Raw genomic sequence first — 21,830 nt, forward strand, 5'->3', positions numbered from 1 at the left:
GCCCCCTATTATTTCAATTAATAGGAGGTAATAAATTTATTTTTTTGCCTGTGGATACATATGCAATGCTAGTGGAGGTTTTCCGATTAAATGCAGAATGGAGTTCATTTCGAGTTATATAAGCGGAAGTTTTCCGGTTATGCAAAGCAAATTCATCATTTTTCACGTTTTTCAAGTCAATAGGCGGAATCTCTCCGTCTATTTAAGCCCTTTTTAATAATCATTAGCAATTAAGCGGAATTTCTCCGCCTATTAATCAGAACAGATGCTTAATCTGATTTCCCAACCTTTCGCAGGCTTAATCCAATTTCACGCGGAATAAATATGAAATCCCGCGGGAATATTTCTAAAACCCGCGGGATTCCTGATTATTTTTGTTTAAAGAAATCCATAAAAGCATGATAGATTTCTATGCCTTGAAAGGTTAGCATTCCTGCTGCTGTTAATGAAAATACACCAATCATTAAAAAGCGAATCCACATTTATTCTTCCTCCCTTTTTGTAAGTTTAACTTATCAAATCAGGGGAGGAGATAACATAATTCGACTGATGAAAAACGGGTAGAAGGAAGATAAGACTCTTCGTGTATATCCTAGGAGAAATTCTGTGAATGGTGACTACGATCTGTGAAATTAAGGTAAGTACTCCAATAAGGTAAAGATGGTATAGATGTTTATCTTCATCATCGGATGTTGATTTCGTATTCCAATCATCAATTGTTAGAACTGCTTTATGTTCATGATGTAGATGAGTCATTACCTTTGACTGATGAAGAAAAACTGTAAAGAATATGAAGGCAAGGAGCAATGCGATGGGAAGTATTTTCACCTTCTTTATCGTAATCACCTCCTTCTGGGAATGTTTTAATTATAAACACTTTTGTTATGTTGTTAAATTAAAATGCTCCGACATTTTACGCGCGAAGGTAAAGAGGTTAGTTTCAATTTATGGCTGTTTTCGCAATTAGATTGGGTTTATGATACAATCTTGCTAGTCAAATCGGAGTAAAGGAAGTAAAAAATGAAAAAAACAATACCGGTTACAAAAAATGATTATATAGATGTGGTATTTGAGGATTTAACCCATGATGGTGCTGGGGTCGCGAAGGTGGATGGATTTCCAGTGTTCGTACCGAACGGGCTTCCCGGCGAAAAGGCTCAGGTTAAAGTGATTAAAGTGAACAAGGGTTATGGCTTCGGACGTTTGATCGAAATTTATGAGAAAAGCCCATACCGTGTGGAAGTACCTACTAGTGAGATTCATAAATATGGCGGCTGTCAGCTTGAGCACATCAGCTATGAAGGACAGTTGAAATATAAGGAAAATCAAGTCAAGCAAGTGCTCACCCGTATTGGTAAACTGGAGAATGTTATCGTGCACCCGATTCTAGGGATGGACAACCCATGGCATTATCGAAATAAAGCACAAGTCCCAGTCGGTGAAAAGGACGGAAAGCTGATTGCTGGTTTTTTTAAACCAAGAAGCCATGAAATCGTAGATACTGACGAAAGCTTGATCCAGCTCCCAGAGATAAATGAAGCAGTCCAAGCAGTGAAGGAAATCTGCAATGAGCTTGGGATAGCTGCTTATCAGGAAGAGTCACATAAGGGAGTCCTCCGCCACATCATGGCTCGTTATGGACAACAAACAGGTGAGCTTATGGTTGTACTGATTACCAGAACGAATGATATTCCAAACAAAAACAAACTGGTCGAAGAGATTATTGCGCGGCTCCCAAAGGTAAAGTCGATTGTACATAACGTTAATTCTAAGCGCACGAATGTGATTCTTGGTGAAAAAACCACCGTCCTTTGGGGCAACGAAGTGATCTATGACTTAATAGGTGATGTTAAGTTTGCCATTTCTGCTTTGTCCTTCTATCAGGTGAATCCTGTTCAAACGAAGGTCCTTTATGAAAAGGCGCTTGAATATGCGGGGCTTAGTGGAGAAGAGTCTGTTGTCGACGCCTATTGTGGAATCGGAACAATTTCCTTATTTTTAGCCCAAAAGGCAAAGAAGGTTTTCGGTGTAGAAGTCGTACCAGAGGCGATTGAGGATGCAAAACGGAATGCAGAGCTCAATGGAATGACGAATGTGGAGTTTGCAGCCGGGGAAGCGGAGGTGGTTATTCCTAAGTGGTATAAAGAGGGGAATTCTGCTGATGTGCTGGTTGTGGACCCGCCGCGCAAGGGATGTGACGAAACATTTTTGCAAACGATTATTGAAATGAAGCCTAAAAAGGTTGTCTACGTATCCTGTAACCCAGCCACACTTGCCCGTGATTTACGGATTCTAGAAGACGGCGGCTATAAAACAGTTGAGGTACAACCTGTAGATATGTTCCCACAGACTACACATGTTGAATGCGTGTCGCAGATAGTTTTGAGGGGAAATTAACCAGGTAAAATTGAAAACCGATAAGTAATCGTAGGAATACCGTAATTATTTACCTCAATGCGCTCAACAAAGTGATGGAGTATTTCTTCAGTTACTTCATGAAGAGGTAAAAAGCGGTTAATGGTATTCCGAAGGTTTTCAATACGTCCTAAAAATTCATCATGTCGGAGTGAGGCTTCAAGCCCACTCCTTTTAATATTTAATTCATTTATCAGTTCTTGATTTTCATCAGCAACTTCTCGGTATTCTTCATGGGTGATTTGTTTTTCTGCAAGCATCTCAAGATAACGTTTCTTTTTTGCTTTGGAAGCTTTAATCTCATTATCGATATTGTTTAAAATTTGAGTGGCTTGTTTTTGTTTCTTTTGAGCTTCTATGGCAAGGTTATTTAGGTATTCCTTGTCATTAATAACTTGAGCCATTTTATTAATATCAGAAAGGATTGTTTCTTTTAAATCCTTTTCTTTTATCGTTCTATGAGTGCAAGCGATTCTCCCATGACGAGCGTAACTCCCGCAAATGTAACCAGTTCGATTCTGCCTATACCACATGCCTGTTCCACAATCAGAACAATATAGGACATTCGTAAAAAGATGTTTTTTTACTTTTGTATGATTTTTTTTGCGGCTTTTCATTAGCTCTTGAACGGCAACAAACATTTCATGTGAAATGATTGCAGGGTGAGTGTTCTTTACAACAATTTGGTTTTCTTCGGGAATACTGTGTCTGGACTGGGAGGTGACACTTCTTGTCGTCTCCCTACCCTGAACTAAATCACCTGTATAATGCGGATTATTCAGGATGGTTTTAATAGTTGAACCATGCCAAAAACGACCTGCATTGCTCTTCTGTGCCATCTGAGAGGGTGTTGGGTATCCCTTTTTAGAAAGAGAACGAGCAATGGAATCGAAGCCCTTGCCACTCAAATATAATTCGAAAATGCTTTTAACAACTTCAGGTGTATTATCATCTGCAAGAACAAGCTTCTTATCAAATACCTTATATCCGTAGGGAGCATTTGAACCATGAAAATCTCCTCTTTTGGCATTTGTATTTAGAGCAGCTTTGATTCGCTCAGAAGTACGCTGTGATTCTTGTTCATAAACCCAAGCATACAAACCAAACATATGAATATTGCCCTCAAGAGAGTTAATTGCATTATCAAAGGTGATGATGTGGATATTATGTTTTTCGGCAATGTCCTTTATTTCATAAGAAAGCTTCCCATTCCTTGCGAGTCGTGATAATTCCTTTGAGAGGATTACATCAAACTTATGTTGTTTGGCATCTTCAATGAGTTGACGTAAGTTTTCCCGCTTCCTATCCTTTGTGCCTGATTCCACATCGATGTAAAACCGAAACAAATCCCATCCTTTCTCCACGATTATGTTATAAAAGAACCGCTGTTGATTCTCCAATGAGGTTTTCTGTTCTTCTTTATCAGTCGATACACGAATATATACCGCACATTTCAATCATCTCAACTCCAATCAAAATAGTCGAGATGCAGTAATGTTTACCTGTGAACTACTATTGACAATTTTTTTTATGGTTATCCATTTGATTATTATTTTTTAGGGGAAATATCGTCAAAAAGGAGAAAATTTTGGGTATTGTATCCTGAGAGGCTAAAATTCAATCATTCGTAACCGAATAACCACATAAAAATGGAAGTGGAGGTGACAAATTTGTATGAAAAAAGTCAAATTTAAGGCTTATGATAATTTTGAAGACCAGACATATGAAGTAATTGAAATATCTTTTGAAAAGAATAAGGTATTTACTCTGTTTAGAGGAGGATTAAGAAATGTTTATGATTTTGATGATGTGATTTTACTTCCCCATACTGGCTTATTAGATAATAATAGAAATGAAATTTATGAGCGGGACCGCTTAGAAAAAGACCAAATTGGTTATATTGTTAGCTACGATGATTTTAATGCGCAGTTTGTAGGAGTTAACCAGGTAAATGAATCTGAAAGAAAATCTTTAAGGGAACTTATAGATACTGGTTTTGTTGTGAAAAATACCTAAAAATCTCTTTTTTTTCGAAAAAAAGGACGCATGTAAAATCTATGCGCCTTGAAAAAAACACTAATTATTATATGGAAATATAATATTTCGATTCTCTATTTTTAAAAGCAGGGGTGGTTCCTTCTAAAATATCAATAATTCTTTTGTTTAAATCAGGATTTTCAATTGAACCAGATGAATACTCGATATTATTATTTTGAGACTTTTGCATATTTGCATGAATAATTTGTTCAGCATCACAAACCACAGCTAAGTTAGGATTATGGGTAACAATCACAATTTGGCGGCGATTTTTAGCCTCCTTAATACAAGGGACTAAGAGATTAAAGACAGTTTGGTTGTCTAGATTCTCCTCCGGTTGGTCAATTATTAATGGAATATCATCTTTATCTACTAAAAGGTAGAAAATTAAAAGTAAAGCCCCTTTTTCCCCAGGAGATAATGTTTTTAAGTCCTTGTCTCCAAGTTTTAAACTATATATAGGCTGCAAATAATTTAAAGAAAAAAGAAATTCGTAAAACTCTGTAAGAGTGGTGTTTTTAGTCAGCTGTGAGCCGATATTTACTGATTCTGGCTCATTTGTGTCCCTAGAACTTATCTCAGTTATAATATTATTAACAAAATCTATAACTGATTGATTTTCATTAAAGTTTACAGATTCCATTAATTCTTCTATTACCTTTTTTCCTTCATCCTTCCCTTGAAATGGACCCTTAATGCCTTGATTGATTAGTGATAAAAACTTCTCTGAAAAACCTTTAGTCTGTATCGAGACCTCAAAGTTTAACTGGAATTTTTCATCATTAAGAGAGTGTTGAGAAATAAAGGTTTGAACTGGCTTATACAAGTCTTCATAAACACTTTTGATACTAACTATGTTTTCGTGTATTTCTTTTACCTTTTGAATTCTTTCTTCTTTAAGTTTTAAAAGGTCCTTTTCAACTTCATCACTAATAGTAAGTTTTCTTTTATTTAATTGGACTAATTCATCTCTTATTTGATTATATTTTTCTTGCCAATCTAATAATTCCTTTTGATAAATCTGATACTTTCTTTGAGGTTCATCTAATTGGTTTTGAAGAATATTTATTTCTTTTTCCACTTTATCTTTTTTGGTAATTAAATTCTCTTCGGTATCTTTTACTAATATATTATTTAATTGTTCTTTTTCTAATAACAAGGCTTCTTTTTGTTGTAATAATTCTTCAGGATTAATATTTAAAGAAACAATATTCTTAATATCTACACCTAAAAATTCAGTTTCTTTTGAGCAGTTTGAAATGAAAATTTCGTACTGTTTTTTAAAATTTTCAATATGTCCTTCAAGTCTTTCAATATATGATAATTTTTCTTCAACGTCATTTTGTAAATTTGATTTAGTTTTAATCTCGTCAGTAATATTGATTAGGTTCTTGTTTAACTCTTCGAGTTTTTGTGAAGCTTCATAAATTTGTTTTTGTGCTTCTGGGTTTGCTTCAACCTTCTCAACTTCCGAAGGTTTTATCTTCTCTTGAGCAATAATTTCTTCTTCTTTTGATTTTATCTGCTCATTTACCCAACTTTTATATTTAGTTGAACAAAGTTTTTCCTGTTGAATGATAGTTTCATTAATAGAATCTAACTCCATTTTTAATATATCAATATTTTTCTTATATTTATCTGTTTTTACTTTAATAAGGTCATTCAGGGAGTTTTCTTTTAATCTATCTTTTTCTTCTACATGTGAAAAAATAACTGTCTTCAATTCATCCTCAAATTTTTCATCATCAGCATTGCATAACTTTTCAATAAACTGCTGCGGGAGGTACTTTACTTTTTCAGTTTCATGACCTGCTGGATTTTCGTTTAAATTCTTGCTAACACTTTGACCACTTTCCCACTCAATTTCCCCAACAAAATTACTTGCTAAATTACTTTGTCTAAATTTATTTTTTGTTAGGAATGAAAAATCAGAATAATTCTTGGTGTTTCCAAGTAAACCAATAATATCAGCTATGGCGCTCTTTCCATTTCCTTTATTACCAATTACTGCGACTAAATCATGATTTAGTGGGATAGAAACATTAAACCAACCAGTGTGTTTAGATTGGTCTGTCTTTTGAACTTTAATTGACTTAATATATTTAGTTGGGTTCTTCCTTATATTTTCAAGCTTAGGAGGGATATTTCCAATAAATACTCTGCTACCAAATTCATTTCTAATTTGTCTCAAACCATCAAAGGTTGAGTCGCATTTTAACCAGGTGAAGCACTTTCCCAACCTATCCTTATCTGTAGAATCAGAAAAACGATGGGCATCGCTACAATCTAGCAACCTATTATTCACATTTTCTGAAGTAAGACTTCCTTTTGCATTCTGAAAGTGCTCAATGTTGGGGCTAGAAATAAAAACAAAATCACAATTATTAATAATGGTTTTCTTATCAGCGATTGATTGGTTGTTCCATTTAATATCAGCCCATTCTGTTTTTCCAACAGCTGTTAAATATTTATTTTTAAAATATGACCTAGAAAGTATTTCATTAATTTCATTTAAATCTAAATTTAAATTATTAAATCCTTCTATTAAGTCATCTCCATAGTGCACACGTTGTTCTTCAGGTGCAGATTCCTTAATTTTTTTCCCTAAGTCGGCTAAACTTTCCTGTGTAATTACACCATCCCAAGAGATAGCTTCATGTTCATGGCTTAATTTGTATTTTGACGTTAAAGCGTTTAGAAATTGGGATTGAATTACATCAGGGTTAAGTGCATCTGAGAAAATAATATGATAGTTTATTCGACTTAGATTGCTCCTTGTTCCGCCAAATTTATTTAATCTCAGTTCGATAACTGGCAATATTAACTCAATATTTTGTAGTCTGCCTTCTTCCTTATATTTAAGAACCTTTTTATAACCCTCGATAAAAATATAATCATTTATTCCAAGAACTTTTATTTCCTCTGGTAAGGATTCTAAATCAGAAATATATTTTTCCCAAACATCTTCATCTGCCGGACATCTATAATGATGTACAATGGAATCGGGAGTATGAACATGTAGGTCCCATTTTCTCCAAATGGACCCTCTAATATCACCCATTTTTTCAGCCCCTAATTATATTTATTTATGTAAAAATTATACTCTACAGGTAATATTATGTCGATAATTGTAGAGGGAAGAGATTTTATGTAAATGCAGCATTACTGAAATAGATAAAAGAATCAAGAAAGAGGACAGACATTAGGATATAGTTCCTTTTTGTTTTAATTACTTGATTTCTTTATGAGCCAGATTTCTATTTTTATAATTAATTTCAGTGTCAATTATATTTGACAATAATAGTTTGTGCGGATTAATCTAACAGTATATACAAAAAATGGGATTAAGGGTATTTTTTATGAATAATCCTAAGTTCCAGACACCTTTAAAAAAAGAGCGAGAAAAGAGAGGAGTATCTCAAGAAAAATTAGCTTATATGGTAGGAGTTTCCAAAGAAATAATAAGAAAAGTAGAAGGTAGACTATCTATACCTAATGTTTTTTTAGCTTTAGCCTTAGCAAAAGTTCTATCTGTTTCAATAGATTTCCTCTTTGAGAAGCTAAAAGAAAAAGATAGAGGAGGGAATTAATAGAAGAGTTAGTTCTTTTTCATAAGAAAGGGATGAGGAAATTGAGTCTGAAGACAAATAGAAAAGAAAAAAAGAAAAACGGAACTACTTTTTTTACATTAATCGGTGTAAGCGCTGCTTTTATATTAGCAGGAACCTTATATACAAAAATAGAGACTAGTAAATTAGAAAAACAATTAAAAATTAAAGGAGAGTGACAATACATGGACGAGCAAACAGCTTTTAACGAGGAACAATTTAAAAAAGACTTTGAAGAAAGTTTTGATAAAGAAAGTAAAAAAATGGATGAAATATTTAAACAGAAATTAGTTATTAGTCTTTTAGGTGATGTTAATGTTGGCAAATCTTCTACTATTAATGCTCTAACTGGAAAGAAACTAGCTAAGGTAGGAGCATTTGCGGGACTAACAACCGAAGTGTATCCTCATCCATACTCCGAAAATGTAATTATCGCGGATACACCTGGATTATCAGATATAAACCAAGAAGTATCTAAAAAGGCTAAAGATTTTATTCATAAAGATGCAGATATAATCATGTTTTTCTTTAACGCAGGAGTTGGTCCAACTAGACCTATCATTGACACTTTTCTAGAACTAAAGAAACTAGAAAAACCAATTATTACAATCTTAAATAAAATTGACTATTTAGATGAAGAAGAGCTTGAAACCGTCATGGGTCAAATTGTACAAGAAACAGGAGAAAAAGTAATTCCTATTGCCGCTAAAAAGAATATAGGTATTGAAAAACTTAATGACGAGATAGTAAAGGTCTTAGAATCGGTTGGGAAAGACTTACTATATTTAAAGGTCAGTAAATTCAAGGAAAGTAAGGTGAAAATCTGGATAAATGGGGCGGCAGTTTCAGCCTTTGGTATTGGAGTAATTCCAATTCCAGGAGCAGATATTATTCCTTTGACAAGCCTTCAAGTAGGATTGGCATTAAGAATAGCCTACATCTATAATTGTGAAGTTACTAAGAACGATGTAATGTCATTAATTGCTTCTACAATTACAGGAGGTTTAGGAAAACAGCTATTTAAATATGGAGTACAAGCATTAAAAGGATTAGGTTGGTTTGGAGGTCCTCTTGGTGCAGGCTCGGTTGCAGCTCTAGGAGGTACAATTGCAGCTTCTATTACCTATGGATTTGGCTGGGTATGTAACGCGTATTACAAAAGTGGTATGGAAATGGATTTAGGTGAATTAGGAGAGATATATCAAGAAAAATACAAACAATATTACAAACAGAAAAAAGAAAAAGAAGTTGCCACTGTTTAAAAGAAATACCCGGAATTCAAACATTCCGGGTATTTTTTACTTTAATGTTAGGGTATAGCGGTAATTATATTTTAATAAATCCTTTCTCATTGAGTACCTTCCACCACCTAAATGATTTTTTAATACCAGGAGTCTTTCCTTGTTTTATAGAATATCTATCTAGAGCTTGCTTTAACGATAGATAATCTATTACGGATAAGCATTCCAAATTAAAAGTATCATCAAGTTTAATAGCAACTAAATAGTCCCAGTTACCATTAAACTTTATTGGGGTAGTTGAACCGGACTTGTTTTCTTTTGTTATTGTCTTTACTGAATATTTTTCGCTTCCAATCATAAAGTCATAACCCTCTTGATTGGTCTTACTTGCCGGAATAATTGATAAATTAGGAAACTGCCGCTGAAAATAATCAATCGCGTAATACTCCCCGATTCGTCCAACGATGTTATCATTGCTTGGTATATTTTTGTAGTCAAGCCAGCTATGAATTCTTCTTCTTGTTTTGGCATATTCGTTTATAATTTCAGACATTTCTTTTCTCCATTAAACTTTTTTCTGCTTGCTCCAATTATGATTATTTCTTACCTTCATTGTTTAAAATCTCAACTAAATATTGCCACCATTTTATATCCCAATATTTACTGGCAGCACCAGAAGTAGAAGGAGCAACGAATAGCCTGGTTTTATTAATTGATTCCTTTTGTAGCCCATAGGCTACCTTCTTACGTTTTAGATAGACCTTTGCAGCTTCTTTCCCGTTAAAGCAAACATATTTTGGCTGATATTTTTCTATTAACCTTTCAAACCTTGCTAAATCATAAGAATCTTCTCGTAAATCTCTATCATTTCCGCTTTGCTTTTTAACTAAATCGGTTAATCCCAATTTAAATTGTAACAAATCCATGTATTGACCTGGTTTTAACTGAAAAGGGGTAAGTCCAACCTGATGAATGGCACTCCAGAACTTGTTGTTTGGAGACGCATAGTAAAAACCTACTTGTGCAGATTTATTACCAGCAGCCGTTCCACAAAATACAATATCAAGGTTACTCTTTATTACATCATTAAGTATATTAACCACCCCTTGCCCATTTATAATTATATAACATAAAAGGATTTTGCTATGGTAATATTTTACTAGATGGAAAGTAACTTAATTGTCGAAAGGAGGAACTTTTTTTGGACAGGAAAATTGAAAAAATTGTGCAGGCAATTAAGAATAAAACAGTAATTTCTTTTATGTACAATTATAAAGATTCTTATTTACATATTCACCCATATTATCTATTTACCTATAATAACAATTACTATCTAGCTGGACTTGATAAAAATGGAAAGAAAGTTAAGACATATACCATAGCAAAGATGTCTTCTGTTGAATTAGCACCACTTTATTTCAATGAAAAACCACTATCAATTTATGACTGTCTTAAAGATTCCAATTTCAGATTGAACATTGTACAACAAGAAGTCAATTTGGAAGATGTTATTAAAAAAATTCTTGTCATTTCTTCTAGTAGCGGCGGTTCTAGGTTAGAAAGATTAACTGAATACTACATAAACTCCTTAAAAAAAGAACAATTGTCCGAGATGACCATAGGACTTACTAGTGAGATTGATTTTTATAAATTACGAAAGCCTTATTGTGAAAGAATTATCAATCCAAATAACGAAACAAAACTGCATAATAATTTCAATGATGTATATAGTGTGTGGGAAAAGCGAGTAAAAAAAGAGCCGGACTTGTGTATTTACTTGGGATATCCTTTGATAAAAATTGGGAGAAATATTTTCCCGTTTATGTTTTATATGGTGCAATATGATGAAAACCAAAACACTATTAAATATAATGGCGGGAATGTATTCTTAAACGGTAAATTTATCGACGATGTAATAGAATTAACTGATGAAGAAGCCATCGCCTTAAAAACAAAATTTTTAAATAACCGTAGTGCTGAAATTGATGTACTAAATAAAAATATAAGTAAATATATTAGTGAATTTAATGTATTGGATTACGGAGCTCTGTTCCTTCAAACAAATACTCTAGCTACTAAGGGTCTGATTTCTGAGTTAAAAAGAATTAAAGAAATTAACCCCAAAGAACTATTAACACCCTTCAAGTCTATCATTAAGATGCAAGATGAAAGCAAAAAATATCCAAATAATGAGCACGTCTTTAATATTGTTGAAATTAATAAAAGCCAAGAGGCTGTAATTAAAGATATACAACAGGAAATTAGTTTAGTGCAAGGACCACCTGGAACAGGTAAAACTCAAACAATATTAAACCTTGTGGTAAACGAAATTCTTAATGGAAATCGTGTTTTAGTAACCTCTATGAATAATAAGGCAGTAAATAATATTTACGAGAAATTAATTGAAGGAAACATCTTTGATGGCGTACTAAGGCTTGGAAAACAGGAACTGCGAAAAAAATCCTTACAGAGTGTCGTTCAGTTTTTAAAAAGGGAGCACCCGCTGTTTGATAATAATTTCTATTCAACGTTGCTAAATGATAGCTCTAAATTAAAAGAGCAAATCCTAAAAAAGGAAGAAATTCTAACAATTATAGAGGAGCTTGAAATAAAAAAGGATACGTTGGAAAAGTCATTTGAACATAAATCTCAGGAGGTTTCAATTAGGAATATTTCTATTGAAAAAATTAGGAATGCTCTTAATCTAACTGAGGATTCCGTTGATGTTCGTCTAAAAATAATTAAAGTTTTAAATCAAATTTCCGTAAATTGCGAAGAAAAAATGGAGATTTCTAAAGGTAAATTAATATGGCGGATTCTTTCTATTTTTGGAATTAAACATGATGTGTTTCAAATAAAAAAGTTCACAAAACAAATTGAAAAACTTGGATTTAATAGAGAATATTTTTCCACCTTTGAATTTATTGATTCATTCCATTCAGAAATAAATAATATTATCACCGTGATGCAATTGGATATGCTGCAATTAGAGATAGACTCAATACTTAAAAGACTTGAAGAATTAAACAAAAAACAAGTGATAAATGAGTTGAGAAACCTCAATAATGAAAAAATTAGTAATGATAAAAATTTGTTAAAAGAATATCATAAGAAACTGTTAATGGGGATGACTAACGGGGAAAAGCATTCTTTAATTCGGAACCTAGATAACAAGTCAGACATATCTCCAGTGAGTATTGATGAGTTTAAGATGATTACAAATATATTTCCGTTAATTGTTTGTACTAATCTTTCCACGCCAGCAAGCATTCCTTTTACTGAAAGGTTTGATTTGGTCATAATAGATGAAGCGTCTCAATGCAATATTGCATCAAGTATTCCTGCTATTATGAGGGCTCATCGAATAATAATTGTCGGCGATAACAAGCAACTTAATCCGGTGCTAAGGATTGATAAGAAGGTTGACGCTCATATTTTCAAAGAAGTTGGTCTATCCGATGAAGAGTATAATTATTACAGTTTTTCATCTAATTCAACTTTTGATATATTTAGTAAATTGAAAAAGGGTGAAGATGTACATTTATTAAATGAGCACTATCGGTGTGAACCAGATATTATTCAATTTAGTAATGGGAAATTTTATGATAATAATTTAGTCATAAAAACCTCAAAAGGACAATCTGATTTTTCAGGGATAAAAGGAATAAATGTAGAAGGTTCAGCAGCTTATAGCACGCAGGGAAGTAAATCAGCTATTAATAACAGAGAAATCGAAGCGATTTTTAATAATTTAATAACAAATTATGAATCTTTGAAAGATAAAACGATTGGGATTATCACACCATTTAGAAAGCAAAGGGAACTAATCAAAGAACAGATAGATGACCTTGCTACAGATGAGGGGATTGGAGAATTACAACATTTTTTTCGAGGTATTGAGGTAGGGACAGTACACACATTCCAGGGCGATGAGAAACAAATCATTTTTTATAGTTCTGTTATTAGCCAAGGCATAAAGGATACTACAATAAGATGGATAAACAGCAGTCCTAACTTAATAAATGTTGCCGTCACTCGTGCACAGGAATGCTTTATAATGGTGGGGGATTTTGAATATATAAGAAAGTCAAAAGGTATAGTTTCTGACCTAGTTGATTATATAGATAATCTATCTAACCAAAATCAAATAATAAAATTCACCAATACCTATGATGCATATAAAACAATATTTAACCAACCAATTGAATCCTATGTGTTACGAAGCGTATTAAACCCTTATGAAGATAAGTTGTATTTGAGCCTGAAGCAAATAATTAATACAGAGTTAAATAAATATGAAATAGGAATCAAGGTTAGGGTAGCTGACATTATAAATGTAACGCCAGATATTGTTGGATGGGATATCCTCTTTTACTCACAAAAAGCCCATTTTGATTTTATATTATTTGAAAGAAAAACCAGCATACCGGTATTAGCAATTGAATTGGATGGTAAACATCATAAGTTTGACACAAAAACAAAGAAGAATGATGCAATGAAAAACGATATTTGTGCTGCATTCGGATTGCCATTAATAAGAATCTTGACAGAAGCTTATCCTGATAATAAAGAAATTAAAAGGTTGCTAAGTAAATATTTGATTAAGAAATAGCTACTTAAGAATTAGGTGTGTTTTTGAAATATTTTCAAAAGGAGGTGGAGGATTTTGTCGGATAAGATTTCCTTTTTAGATTTAAGTAAGAAAATTTTGTTTGAGAGTAACAAACCTATGACTTCTGAGGAAATATGGGATTATGCAAAAGAAAATGGATATGACAGCCGTGTAGGAACAAAAGGTAAAACTCCTTGGAGAACAATAGGCGCTCAATTATACGTAAATATTAGGGACAAAGGTAATTCTCCGTTTATAAAAATTGATTCAAAGCCAAGGAAGTTTTTCTTAAAGGAATTAGTGGACAAAAATGCCATTCAGGAACTAATTGAAAAAGAAGTGGAAAAAGTCGAAGAAACGGAAACCGTTACTTATAACGAAAGAGCATTGCATCCATTTCTTACTTACTTTGCAAATACATTTATGAATGTGTATACAAAAACTATTTATCATGAAAAGTCTAATAAAAAATCTTATGCACAGTGGCTTCATCCAGATTTAGTCGGCGTTAACTTTCCAATTGATGAATGGGATACAGAAGTATTGGATTTTGGGATGATTCTAGGGAGCCAGCTAATTAAAATTTATTCTTTTGAAATGAAGAAGGAACTGACCTTTTCGAATATAAGGGAATCCTTCTTTCAGGCTGTTTCTAATTCTTCATGGGCTAACGAAGGGTATTTAGTTGCTGCTAAAATTGCCAAAGATGAAGAATTTCTTAATGAACTTAAACGGCTTTCAACGGCGTTTGGAATCGGAATTATAAGATTGGATGTAGAAGAGCCTGATGCTTCTGAAATTATTTTCCCGGCTAAATTCAAGAATAGTTTGGACTGGGACACAATTAACAAAATATCTACACAGAATCCGGATTTCCGTCAGTTCTTAAAGAGAGTTAAGAATGATTTGACGAATAAAGAAATAATTAAAAGTATGTATGATAAAGTTTATGAATCAAATAAATTAATTGAAATGATAAGTACCAAATAGAACGTTCGATTTTCTAAATAGGTGTGAAAAAGGACCAATTCGGTCCTTTTTTTCACATTTACCAGCAATTGTAACCGGATATTATGCGTGTGCGAGAGATTTTATTGCTGATTTAATGTCGAAAAATTTTGAGCAAAAATATTACTGTGCTTTAATTAAGATTTTGTACCTTCCATTATTGATAGCGTAACCTTCATCAATTAATATCGGCACAACATAAGATGCTATTGCTGTTTTTGTAACATGCGCCATCAACCATTCACCTAAGCTATTTTTCGGAGGATTGGTTCTAGAAGCACCAATCGTCAATGTCTGCCCTATAAACTTTTCGAGAAGTGTTGAATAATGACTGCTGGAAACTTTTTCCTTCCAACCAACTCCAAAATAAATAGTTGTACCTTCCTTTATTGAACCTTCATATTTAAATGGCTTTTGTTTTACTAAGGTACGTAATTCTTTCATAGGTATTCACCCCGTCAATCGACCTCTTTATTTATTTCGGATTGAAATGAAATTTTGCAGAGCTATTCTTAATTCACCAAATGATTTACAATCATGCTTCACAAACAAATCCCAGACAACATCTGAATTTTTGTAACCAATCAGGGGCATGAACGTGGTCCATAATTCCATTTGTTGTGACTGGGTTAAGCCGATTCGTTTTTTTAGAAGCAATTTAAGGCTATCATAAGAAGATACTCTCATTGTTTCTAGGTTACTGTTTAATTTTTGCTCAGATATTTGCTTTAGGATTTTTCGGCGCTGCTCCTCTTGTTCCAACCTTTGCTGCATCAATTGTTGCTTTTTAAACTCCTCTTGCTCCAACCTTTGCTGCATTAATTTTTTCCTTTTTTCTTCCTCTTGCTGCTGCCGTTCTTTTTCAATTCTTTGTTGCTCATAATAATCGAGTTGTAGCTGCTTGAATTTTTGAATAAATTCATTTTGGTACTGAGCTTCTAGTGTGGGGTTGCTCAAAAGGAATTCATTTTTTATTAGAACCGCATCAGAAAATGGAATTTCATATCCGTCCCCTAGAAGGAATGCCCGGTAAGGCTTTTCAAGACGGTCTTTTAAGAACCGTTGGACTTTGACTACAATTCTGTCCTCGTTAGAATAAATGTAATACATGCTTTGAACATCAATTGCAATGTTTTCCGTTGATACAGGATAATTAAAATATTTAAAAAACATTGTGTCCTTCATAAGGGAAGCAAGTAAAGAATCCCATTCTCTATCTTGATTTGTTTTTGCTGCAATTGTCAATTCCGCATCCCACAACACTATGGAATTTTTTTCTCTTTCAATTGCTTGTTCCTTCTTTTCTACAAACCAAATAGGTTCCATACCTTGTTCCAGAAAGTATTGATGCCTTTTGCTGATTGTATTTGAAAGTTTATTATCAACTAACGAATTTACGTTGGTAATCACTGAAAGTGCAAATTCCCTATCGGCAACCTTTACCCAAATATCGGGAAATTCTTTCAAGTCGGGTTTTGCCCTGAAGCCATAGTCGACCTTAATCATTGTATTATTCTTAGCCTGATTCGATATTTCATCATGGAGAATAGCTTGAATTGTATTATGGATTTTTGTTTCCCTTTCAATCTGCCTACTATATCTTTTCTCTGCCAGGTCTATTTTTCTGGATTCTTCACAAGCTTCTGAATGCTGATGTGAAAAATATATTCCTTTCGTGTCGCCATATTTGACTATTAGTTTGGCTTTACAATGGGGGCATTGGAAAAGGTCTTTATCAGCTAGCTTCTTAAAATTATTCACTTCTTCTTTGGTTGCAGAATATGGAAGCCTATATAATTCGTTATCAATTACATGCAGCGCCTCTCTCAAGAATCTTCACCTCTGTTGTATTCTATTTAATAGATGTTCCAGTTTTAGAAGATAGTACAATGAATGACTCATAAATTAATTTATTTCTCTTCCAACCAAATCTTGAAGGCATCAAGGTCTATGCCTTTTTCTTTAATAACTCTCCTTACCTCTGCCATTTTCATTTCATTAAGTTGATTGCTGTCTAGCAGCAAACGTTCATCAAAATAAATTTCTGCTTCTCCTTTAGATTCCATTTTCTTGATAGTCTGATATACCTTGTCAATGCAACGAATTTTGAATACTTTTTCTGATTTCAAATTACGGTAAATAATTCTACGCTTATCCTCCATTTTAATAATCCTTTCTTAATTATTTTGGTTCTAGATGTTTCTCAATAAAACTTCTAATTTAAAAAAGGAATTTATCTAATGAACTTTATTTTCCTTTCATGTGGATTAGGTTTGATAGTTTTCCATCCTGCGCTCATCCATGCTCTTGCTTGAGAATGGGTTTTATCGTTTCTCCAATACGCGTCATAAACAAATGCAGATTCAGGAAGTTTTTTTCCTAGAATTGTTTCGAGTTCTTCAAAAGTAAGCGTTATTTGAGAAATTTCTTTTTTATTATTTAAAAAATCAAATAATATAGACCAATTAACCCTGGACAATTGATTACTTCCTTTCTTTTTACAATAGTTCCTTTTTTTACAAGAATCTTATATTAAGAGAGGAATGTCAATCCTACATGAAGCGAAAAAACAACAATTATAGCAAATTATTATTGGTCTTTGTTGAATATTTTTGAAAAGTTAGATTGGTAAAAATTAATCATAAAGGCGAATGAAAAAAGTTCGATTTTCCGTCCATTTTAAAGACGAATTTTATAAAATGACGATACAAAGTTGATAAACAAGGTACATGGAAATCCTTTTGCTGATTAAAGCAAATCTCAAATAAAAAGCAAAAAGCGACATTATAGCAAATTAGCTTTCGCTTTTGTGGGAAATTCGAGAAAACTTTTGCTCAAAAAAATTATTTTTGATTTTTAAAAAATAATTTCGATTTTCCATCCATTTTAATTTTCAATTTTGTATTATGACAATACCAAGTTTGGAAAACAAATTGACTAGTCAAAAAAAACAACTAGATTGGAGTGAACAACCATGAAAATGCAAATCAAAGGTCCTGCTCAAAGGATTAGAAATAGTAACAACAGAAAAATTGAATCATTACATAAAAGATAAAACAAGGAGTGAAAAGAAATGGATAGCCGCATCAGCTTCTTATATAGCCGACGAAAGGAATTCGAAGAGGCAAGCTTCAAAAATAACGTGTCTCCCGAATTGCTGAAAAGGTTTTGGAATTTAGGTTCCAAGTGGGATGGTGAAAAACAACATGAGTAAAAAAAGACTGGGGCAATTAAAGCTTCCCGGCACAAAGACATATAAGTTGGTGGTCCCTCGGAAAGATGTAAAAATTGCAGATGTCTCTTTCCAATTGGAGCTTGATTTATACATAGAAGGTACTAAGTAAGTATACATTAACCACTTTCAGTCAATTCTGTGATTATTGACTGGAGGTGGATGAAATGAAATACAAAGTCAGGAAAATCGAGGTATTGGAAGAATCAAATGAGCTTGGAAGCATTTTAATAGAAAGGCTTATCGAAAGAATGCTGTTACAAGAACTTGGTTTATCTCCGACTCTTCAAGCCATTATTTTAAATAAACATTACAAAGAAAAGGATGATATCAATGTTAACAAATAAAGCGACAAATGGCGAAATTAAAGTATTCTTCAGAAGGGCAAGGGAAGCAGGTCAACTTGAAATGCAAATGCAAGCTGATTATCAATATCGACAAAGCTTGATGCCGCATGAATTCACTGAAATTAATGAAGGAAATGTTTCTGCGACCAAATTTAAAGAAAGAAGCTGCATCAGTCAATTATTAAAACTTATTGAGCTCGGCAATGTGGATACTTTGTATGTCCACGATGCAAGTCGTCTGACTCGAAATATATCAAACCATTTTGAATTAATGGCTCTGCTTAATAAGCACAATGTCCGACTTGTTTTTACCGGTTCCTCTGAAATTGATATGTCTAATAAATTATTGGGATTTAGGGAGGGATTTTAATTGGCTAAGAATATTGACTCCAACGGGAAATTAAAGGTCTTTTTAAGACGTGTAAGTACCGAGAACCAAAGCCTTGAGATGCAGATTGCTGCTGATAAAAAATACCGGGATGCTTTCGATGAAGATGAATATATTGAGGTAAATGAGCTTGGTGTATCCGCAAATAAGGTGAAACTGAAGGACCGGGAGAAAATGCTGGAGGTTATATCGATTATAAGTCAAGGCAAAGTTGATAACCTTTATGTTTATGACCGCAGCTGACTAACAAGAAATTTTTATGAATACCTTGAAATGGTGGATTTGTTCATTTCGCATGACGTTAAGGTAGTATTTACTTCGGCAGATTCAAGTTATCCATCTTTCAATTCCAATTATCTAATTGAAGGTTTCAATGGAATATTAATCGAAGAAGAGGGGAAATCAATTGCTCGTCGGGTTGCAGATGCACACCGAAAGCTCCCTCCAAGGAAATTTGGTTACGATACGCACAAAGATGACCAGGGCAAGAAGTCTTACACTCTTCAAAAGGAGCAAAAAAATAATATATTCCAATTGTTTGAAAAGGCTAGGGATATTGGTGATACAACTGGATTCATTCAACTTATTTCAACATTTTCTAGTCTGATGAAAAAGCAGCCAACTGATATCGTGCGAATACTAACAGACCCCTTCTATGCCGGCTGTGAAAAAATAAGTACATATTTGAATTCGCTCGCTTATGTTGAACCGGTTATTACTAAGGATATTTACCTTGAAGTGCAAGAAGTTATTGAACCATTCGTTGAGAAATTGCAGCAAAACATAAGCGGACGAAGTGATGAAAATATCCTGCTTCCAAAGTGCGGGATTTGTAAAAAAGGTATGAAATACAGGAAAGATAAAATTGGGGAATCAGGCATTTATACTTGCTCAAATAAACATAGAAAAATATGTATTAGCGTTGATGATTACAATGATATGTTACTTAAAAGCTGCGCAATGGTCTTTGAAAATTTGAATGAGGAAGAAATCGAGAAGAAAGCCATTCAATTGATAAATAACCTGCTAGATAACTTGGGGAATGAATTTGAAGCTGTAAATCGAAAAATTGAGTATATTGAAGCTCAAATTGCGACAATGCCTTCTGAGAAATTTCTATCCAGGCAATATGAAAAAGTCGAATTAAAACTATTAATGGAAGAGAAACAGAAAAGAAAGGAACTAAGGGAGCAACTTTTACTTTGTGAAAATTACCAGAACAAAGTGAAATACCTGGTGAGCAAGGTCAAAATAAAAGATTGCTTAAAAAACGAAGAACTTATGAATTTAGTAAGCTTAATTATTAAGGATTGCTTTGTTAATGAATCAACATTGGCGTTTAACCTTTACTTTAATGAATACCTGAACAATGAACAGTTAGAAAGGATGATTGCAATATGAGCAACCAACATGGCGGCAGCCAAAAAAAGCCTCATGAAAAAAGAAAACTGGCAGTGGCTTCAATAAGACGTTCTTCGCACAAGCAGGATGGGAATCAGTCATTTGAAATTCAGAGAATGGCAATTAAGGATTATGCCGAGAAGCAGGGTTACTATTTGCCAGAAGAATTTATCTTTTACGATAACGCGCAAAGTGCTTATCGTAAAAATGCCAGTAAGCGCAAGGGCTTAAACAAGATGAAAGAAATTGTCCTTTCTCATGATGTTAGTGCGATTATATTTTATGATTTTTCCCGCATTGATAGAAAAATTTACTCTTTTGTATCGGAATTTTACACGGATGTCATTGCAAAAAAGCCGCACCTAAAATTCTATACAACTACAAAACAAGATGAATGGACACCGGCTGATTTAGACGTAAAACTTCACCTAATTATGGCAAATGGAGAATCCAATGATAAATCAAGAAGGGCAGTTGATGCTCAAAAGACAGATATAGGTAAGAAGGAACGCCCTGGTTCTACCGTTCCATTTGGATATAAGCAAATTGAAAAAAAGTTGGTTCCAGATGAAAATGCTCCGATTGTCCTTTTTATTTTTTACCTGGCTTCCTGGGGTCATTCAATTCAAAAGATTACGGATATTTTAAATGAAGCTGGTATTCCATCTCCGTCAAAGAAACAATGGCGGACAAGCAGTATAGAAAATATCCTAAAAAATCAAGCCTACGGGGGTAGTTTAAATTGGACATTCCGACGAAATAACATTCATCAAAAAGAGCACTTAATTGAGCGAAGTCACGTTGCAATTGTTCCAAGTTTTTTCTTTAAACTCATTGAGGTAAATCGTGAGCTAAAGAAAAAGTACAACAAATTGGAAACACCGTTTTTGTTTGGCGGTCTACTGGTATGCAAAAACTGTGGTAACCATTTGATGCACCGGAACAGTTCTACCAAGAAAAAAGGTACAAAATACAATTATTTTAAGTATTTTTGCACAAATTGCTCTTATGAAATGGATATTGACATATTGAATGAAAAACTGTTGGGCTATATCCAACAACAGTTATCATTGTCTGTAAAAATCAACTCCGAGACTGTCATTAATACCCTTAAAGAGTTTATTCAGTCACTTCAAGAGCATTTGGATGTACTGAAGGCAAAGGAACAGCTCGTTTTAGCTAATGAAAGGTTTGCTGAAAGTCATCAGGAAAAGCATTTAAAGGGTGTCTTCAGCAATGTTAAAACCAGATTAAAAGATGAGATGAATCAAATCGAACACTCGATTAAAGAAACCGAAATTCTTCTAAGTCCTGCGGAACTGGAAGTGTTTATGAACAGCTTTCAAAATATCGATATCTGTAAGTTATCACAGACAGAGCAGCGATTAATTTTATTGAACTTCATAAATGAAATCGTAATTAGCTTTAAAGATGAGTCCAATTTCGAATTTGATATTCAATTTAAAGTCAATCCAGTTTCATTTATCACCTTATGATGGTAGATGGAAAATCGAACTTTTACATATATCTTTGGATGGAAA

The 21,830-nt window shown here is 33.4% G+C and carries 22 protein-coding genes; 14 read left to right on the forward strand and 8 right to left on the reverse strand.

Annotated features, from left to right (window positions below):
• Nucleotides 1–1,020: 1,020 nt before the first annotated feature.
• The gene (gene rlmD, locus ACY3XC_RS20905; RefSeq protein ID WP_464870248.1) at nucleotides 1,021–2,397 is read left to right on the forward strand and encodes a 23S rRNA (uracil(1939)-C(5))-methyltransferase RlmD; all 1,377 of its coding nucleotides are present in this window, start codon (nucleotides 1,021–1,023) and stop codon (nucleotides 2,395–2,397) included.
• On the opposite strand, the gene ACY3XC_RS20910 is transcribed toward rlmD, so the two are convergent.
• Complete coding sequence (locus ACY3XC_RS20910) at nucleotides 2,394–3,872, reverse strand: recombinase family protein (protein WP_464870249.1); 1,479 nt, start codon at nucleotides 3,870–3,872, stop codon at nucleotides 2,394–2,396. The genes rlmD and ACY3XC_RS20910 overlap by 4 nt on opposite strands.
• Before the next feature lie 217 nt (nucleotides 3,873–4,089).
• Here ACY3XC_RS20910 and ACY3XC_RS20915 point away from each other — a divergent pair, with 217 nt between their 5' ends.
• Nucleotides 4,090–4,431 carry a YopX family protein gene (locus ACY3XC_RS20915; protein ID WP_464870250.1) on the forward strand — a complete coding sequence of 114 codons (342 nt, stop codon included), beginning with the start codon at nucleotides 4,090–4,092 and terminating at the stop codon, nucleotides 4,429–4,431.
• A 67-nt stretch (nucleotides 4,432–4,498) separates the two neighbouring features.
• Here the strand turns inward: ACY3XC_RS20915 and ACY3XC_RS20920 are convergent, their stop codons facing one another.
• A complete protein-coding gene (locus tag ACY3XC_RS20920; RefSeq protein ID WP_464870251.1) occupies nucleotides 4,499–7,513 on the reverse strand; it encodes a TrlF family AAA-like ATPase in 3,015 nt (1,004 codons plus the stop codon).
• A 298-nt stretch (nucleotides 7,514–7,811) separates the two neighbouring features.
• Between ACY3XC_RS20920 and ACY3XC_RS20925 the strand changes: the two genes are divergently transcribed.
• The 3 genes from ACY3XC_RS20925 to ACY3XC_RS20935 are packed head-to-tail and all read left to right on the forward strand — an operon-like array spanning nucleotide 7,812 to nucleotide 9,322.
• The gene (locus ACY3XC_RS20925; RefSeq protein WP_464870252.1) at nucleotides 7,812–8,042 is read left to right on the forward strand and encodes a helix-turn-helix domain-containing protein; all 231 of its coding nucleotides are present in this window, start codon (nucleotides 7,812–7,814) and stop codon (nucleotides 8,040–8,042) included.
• A gap of 41 nt (nucleotides 8,043–8,083) precedes the next feature.
• Entirely contained in the window at nucleotides 8,084–8,239 is a 156-nt protein-coding gene (locus ACY3XC_RS20930) for a hypothetical protein (protein WP_464870253.1), read from the forward strand.
• Nucleotides 8,240–8,245: 6 nt separating this feature from the next.
• Nucleotides 8,246–9,322 (forward strand): GTPase, encoded by a 1,077-nt coding sequence (locus ACY3XC_RS20935; RefSeq protein WP_464870254.1) that lies wholly within the window; start codon nucleotides 8,246–8,248, stop codon nucleotides 9,320–9,322.
• Nucleotides 9,323–9,386: 64 nt separating this feature from the next.
• Here the strand turns inward: ACY3XC_RS20935 and ACY3XC_RS20940 are convergent, their stop codons facing one another.
• Nucleotides 9,387–9,854, reverse strand: a complete 468-nt coding sequence (locus tag ACY3XC_RS20940; protein WP_464870255.1) for a hypothetical protein — start codon at nucleotides 9,852–9,854, stop codon at nucleotides 9,387–9,389.
• A gap of 43 nt (nucleotides 9,855–9,897) precedes the next feature.
• Nucleotides 9,898–10,404 (reverse strand): mismatch-specific DNA-glycosylase, encoded by a 507-nt coding sequence (locus tag ACY3XC_RS20945; protein ID WP_464870256.1) that lies wholly within the window; start codon nucleotides 10,402–10,404, stop codon nucleotides 9,898–9,900.
• 98 nt (nucleotides 10,405–10,502) lie between these two features.
• Here ACY3XC_RS20945 and ACY3XC_RS20950 point away from each other — a divergent pair, with 98 nt between their 5' ends.
• Nucleotides 10,503–13,913: an AAA domain-containing protein gene (locus ACY3XC_RS20950; RefSeq protein ID WP_464870257.1), complete on the forward strand. Its 3,411-nt coding sequence runs from the start codon at nucleotides 10,503–10,505 to the stop codon at nucleotides 13,911–13,913.
• 54 nt (nucleotides 13,914–13,967) lie between these two features.
• Entirely contained in the window at nucleotides 13,968–14,903 is a 936-nt protein-coding gene (locus ACY3XC_RS20955; RefSeq protein WP_464870258.1) for a COG2958 family protein, read from the forward strand.
• A gap of 141 nt (nucleotides 14,904–15,044) precedes the next feature.
• Here the strand turns inward: ACY3XC_RS20955 and ACY3XC_RS20960 are convergent, their stop codons facing one another.
• From ACY3XC_RS20960 to ACY3XC_RS20975, 4 genes are all read right to left on the reverse strand, one after another.
• Nucleotides 15,045–15,365, reverse strand: a complete 321-nt coding sequence (locus ACY3XC_RS20960) for a hypothetical protein (protein ID WP_464870259.1) — start codon at nucleotides 15,363–15,365, stop codon at nucleotides 15,045–15,047.
• A gap of 27 nt (nucleotides 15,366–15,392) precedes the next feature.
• Nucleotides 15,393–16,751 (reverse strand): competence protein CoiA family protein, encoded by a 1,359-nt coding sequence (locus ACY3XC_RS20965; RefSeq protein ID WP_464870260.1) that lies wholly within the window; start codon nucleotides 16,749–16,751, stop codon nucleotides 15,393–15,395.
• An 80-nt stretch (nucleotides 16,752–16,831) separates the two neighbouring features.
• Nucleotides 16,832–17,083: a hypothetical protein gene (locus tag ACY3XC_RS20970; RefSeq protein ID WP_464870261.1), complete on the reverse strand. Its 252-nt coding sequence runs from the start codon at nucleotides 17,081–17,083 to the stop codon at nucleotides 16,832–16,834.
• Between the two features lie 71 nt (nucleotides 17,084–17,154).
• On the reverse strand, nucleotides 17,155–17,400 hold the full coding sequence (locus tag ACY3XC_RS20975) for a DUF7662 domain-containing protein (RefSeq protein ID WP_464870262.1): 246 nt from the start codon (nucleotides 17,398–17,400) through the stop codon (nucleotides 17,155–17,157).
• Between the two features lie 594 nt (nucleotides 17,401–17,994).
• On the opposite strand from ACY3XC_RS20975, the gene ACY3XC_RS20980 reads away from it, so the two are divergent.
• From ACY3XC_RS20980 to ACY3XC_RS21010, 7 genes are read left to right on the forward strand one after another with little or no spacing between them, the layout of a single operon-like run.
• Nucleotides 17,995–18,135, forward strand: coding sequence for a hypothetical protein (locus tag ACY3XC_RS20980; protein WP_464870263.1), 141 nt, complete (start codon nucleotides 17,995–17,997; stop codon nucleotides 18,133–18,135).
• Nucleotides 18,128–18,265 (forward strand): hypothetical protein, encoded by a 138-nt coding sequence (locus ACY3XC_RS20985; protein WP_464870264.1) that lies wholly within the window; start codon nucleotides 18,128–18,130, stop codon nucleotides 18,263–18,265. The genes ACY3XC_RS20980 and ACY3XC_RS20985 overlap by 8 nt, the downstream gene beginning before the upstream one ends.
• A 55-nt stretch (nucleotides 18,266–18,320) precedes the next feature.
• A complete protein-coding gene (locus ACY3XC_RS20990) occupies nucleotides 18,321–18,500 on the forward strand; it encodes a hypothetical protein (RefSeq protein WP_464870265.1) in 180 nt (59 codons plus the stop codon).
• The gene (locus tag ACY3XC_RS20995; RefSeq protein WP_464870266.1) at nucleotides 18,487–18,870 is read left to right on the forward strand and encodes a recombinase family protein; all 384 of its coding nucleotides are present in this window, start codon (nucleotides 18,487–18,489) and stop codon (nucleotides 18,868–18,870) included. The genes ACY3XC_RS20990 and ACY3XC_RS20995 overlap by 14 nt, the downstream gene beginning before the upstream one ends.
• Entirely contained in the window at nucleotides 18,871–19,131 is a 261-nt protein-coding gene (locus ACY3XC_RS21000; protein WP_464870267.1) for a recombinase family protein, read from the forward strand. It abuts the gene before it with no gap.
• Between the two features lie 39 nt (nucleotides 19,132–19,170).
• Entirely contained in the window at nucleotides 19,171–20,289 is a 1,119-nt protein-coding gene (locus ACY3XC_RS21005) for a hypothetical protein (protein WP_464870268.1), read from the forward strand.
• The gene (locus tag ACY3XC_RS21010; RefSeq protein ID WP_464870269.1) at nucleotides 20,286–21,785 is read left to right on the forward strand and encodes a recombinase family protein; all 1,500 of its coding nucleotides are present in this window, start codon (nucleotides 20,286–20,288) and stop codon (nucleotides 21,783–21,785) included. Before ACY3XC_RS21005 ends, ACY3XC_RS21010 begins: the two co-directional genes overlap by 4 nt.
• The last annotated feature ends 45 nt before the right edge of the window (nucleotides 21,786–21,830 follow it).

The organism is Bacillus sp. CZDM1, assembly GCF_055502545.1.

Coding starts and splice junctions, on each gene's coding strand:
- ACY3XC_RS20960 (WP_464870259.1), bottom strand. CDS start 15,365: ATGAAAGAATTACGTACCTTAGTAAAACAAAAGCCATTTAAATATGAA.
- ACY3XC_RS20935 (WP_464870254.1), top strand. CDS start 8,246: ATGGACGAGCAAACAGCTTTTAACGAGGAACAATTTAAAAAAGACTTT.
- ACY3XC_RS20970 (WP_464870261.1), bottom strand. CDS start 17,083: ATGGAGGATAAGCGTAGAATTATTTACCGTAATTTGAAATCAGAAAAA.
- ACY3XC_RS20985 (WP_464870264.1), top strand. CDS start 18,128: ATGAGTAAAAAAAGACTGGGGCAATTAAAGCTTCCCGGCACAAAGACA.
- ACY3XC_RS20995 (WP_464870266.1), top strand. CDS start 18,487: ATGTTAACAAATAAAGCGACAAATGGCGAAATTAAAGTATTCTTCAGA.
- ACY3XC_RS20925 (WP_464870252.1), top strand. CDS start 7,812: ATGAATAATCCTAAGTTCCAGACACCTTTAAAAAAAGAGCGAGAAAAG.
- ACY3XC_RS20940 (WP_464870255.1), bottom strand. CDS start 9,854: ATGTCTGAAATTATAAACGAATATGCCAAAACAAGAAGAAGAATTCAT.
- ACY3XC_RS20980 (WP_464870263.1), top strand. CDS start 17,995: ATGGATAGCCGCATCAGCTTCTTATATAGCCGACGAAAGGAATTCGAA.
- rlmD (WP_464870248.1), top strand. CDS start 1,021: ATGAAAAAAACAATACCGGTTACAAAAAATGATTATATAGATGTGGTA.
- ACY3XC_RS20920 (WP_464870251.1), bottom strand. CDS start 7,513: ATGGGTGATATTAGAGGGTCCATTTGGAGAAAATGGGACCTACATGTT.
- ACY3XC_RS21010 (WP_464870269.1), top strand. CDS start 20,286: ATGAGCAACCAACATGGCGGCAGCCAAAAAAAGCCTCATGAAAAAAGA.
- ACY3XC_RS20915 (WP_464870250.1), top strand. CDS start 4,090: ATGAAAAAAGTCAAATTTAAGGCTTATGATAATTTTGAAGACCAGACA.
- ACY3XC_RS20990 (WP_464870265.1), top strand. CDS start 18,321: ATGAAATACAAAGTCAGGAAAATCGAGGTATTGGAAGAATCAAATGAG.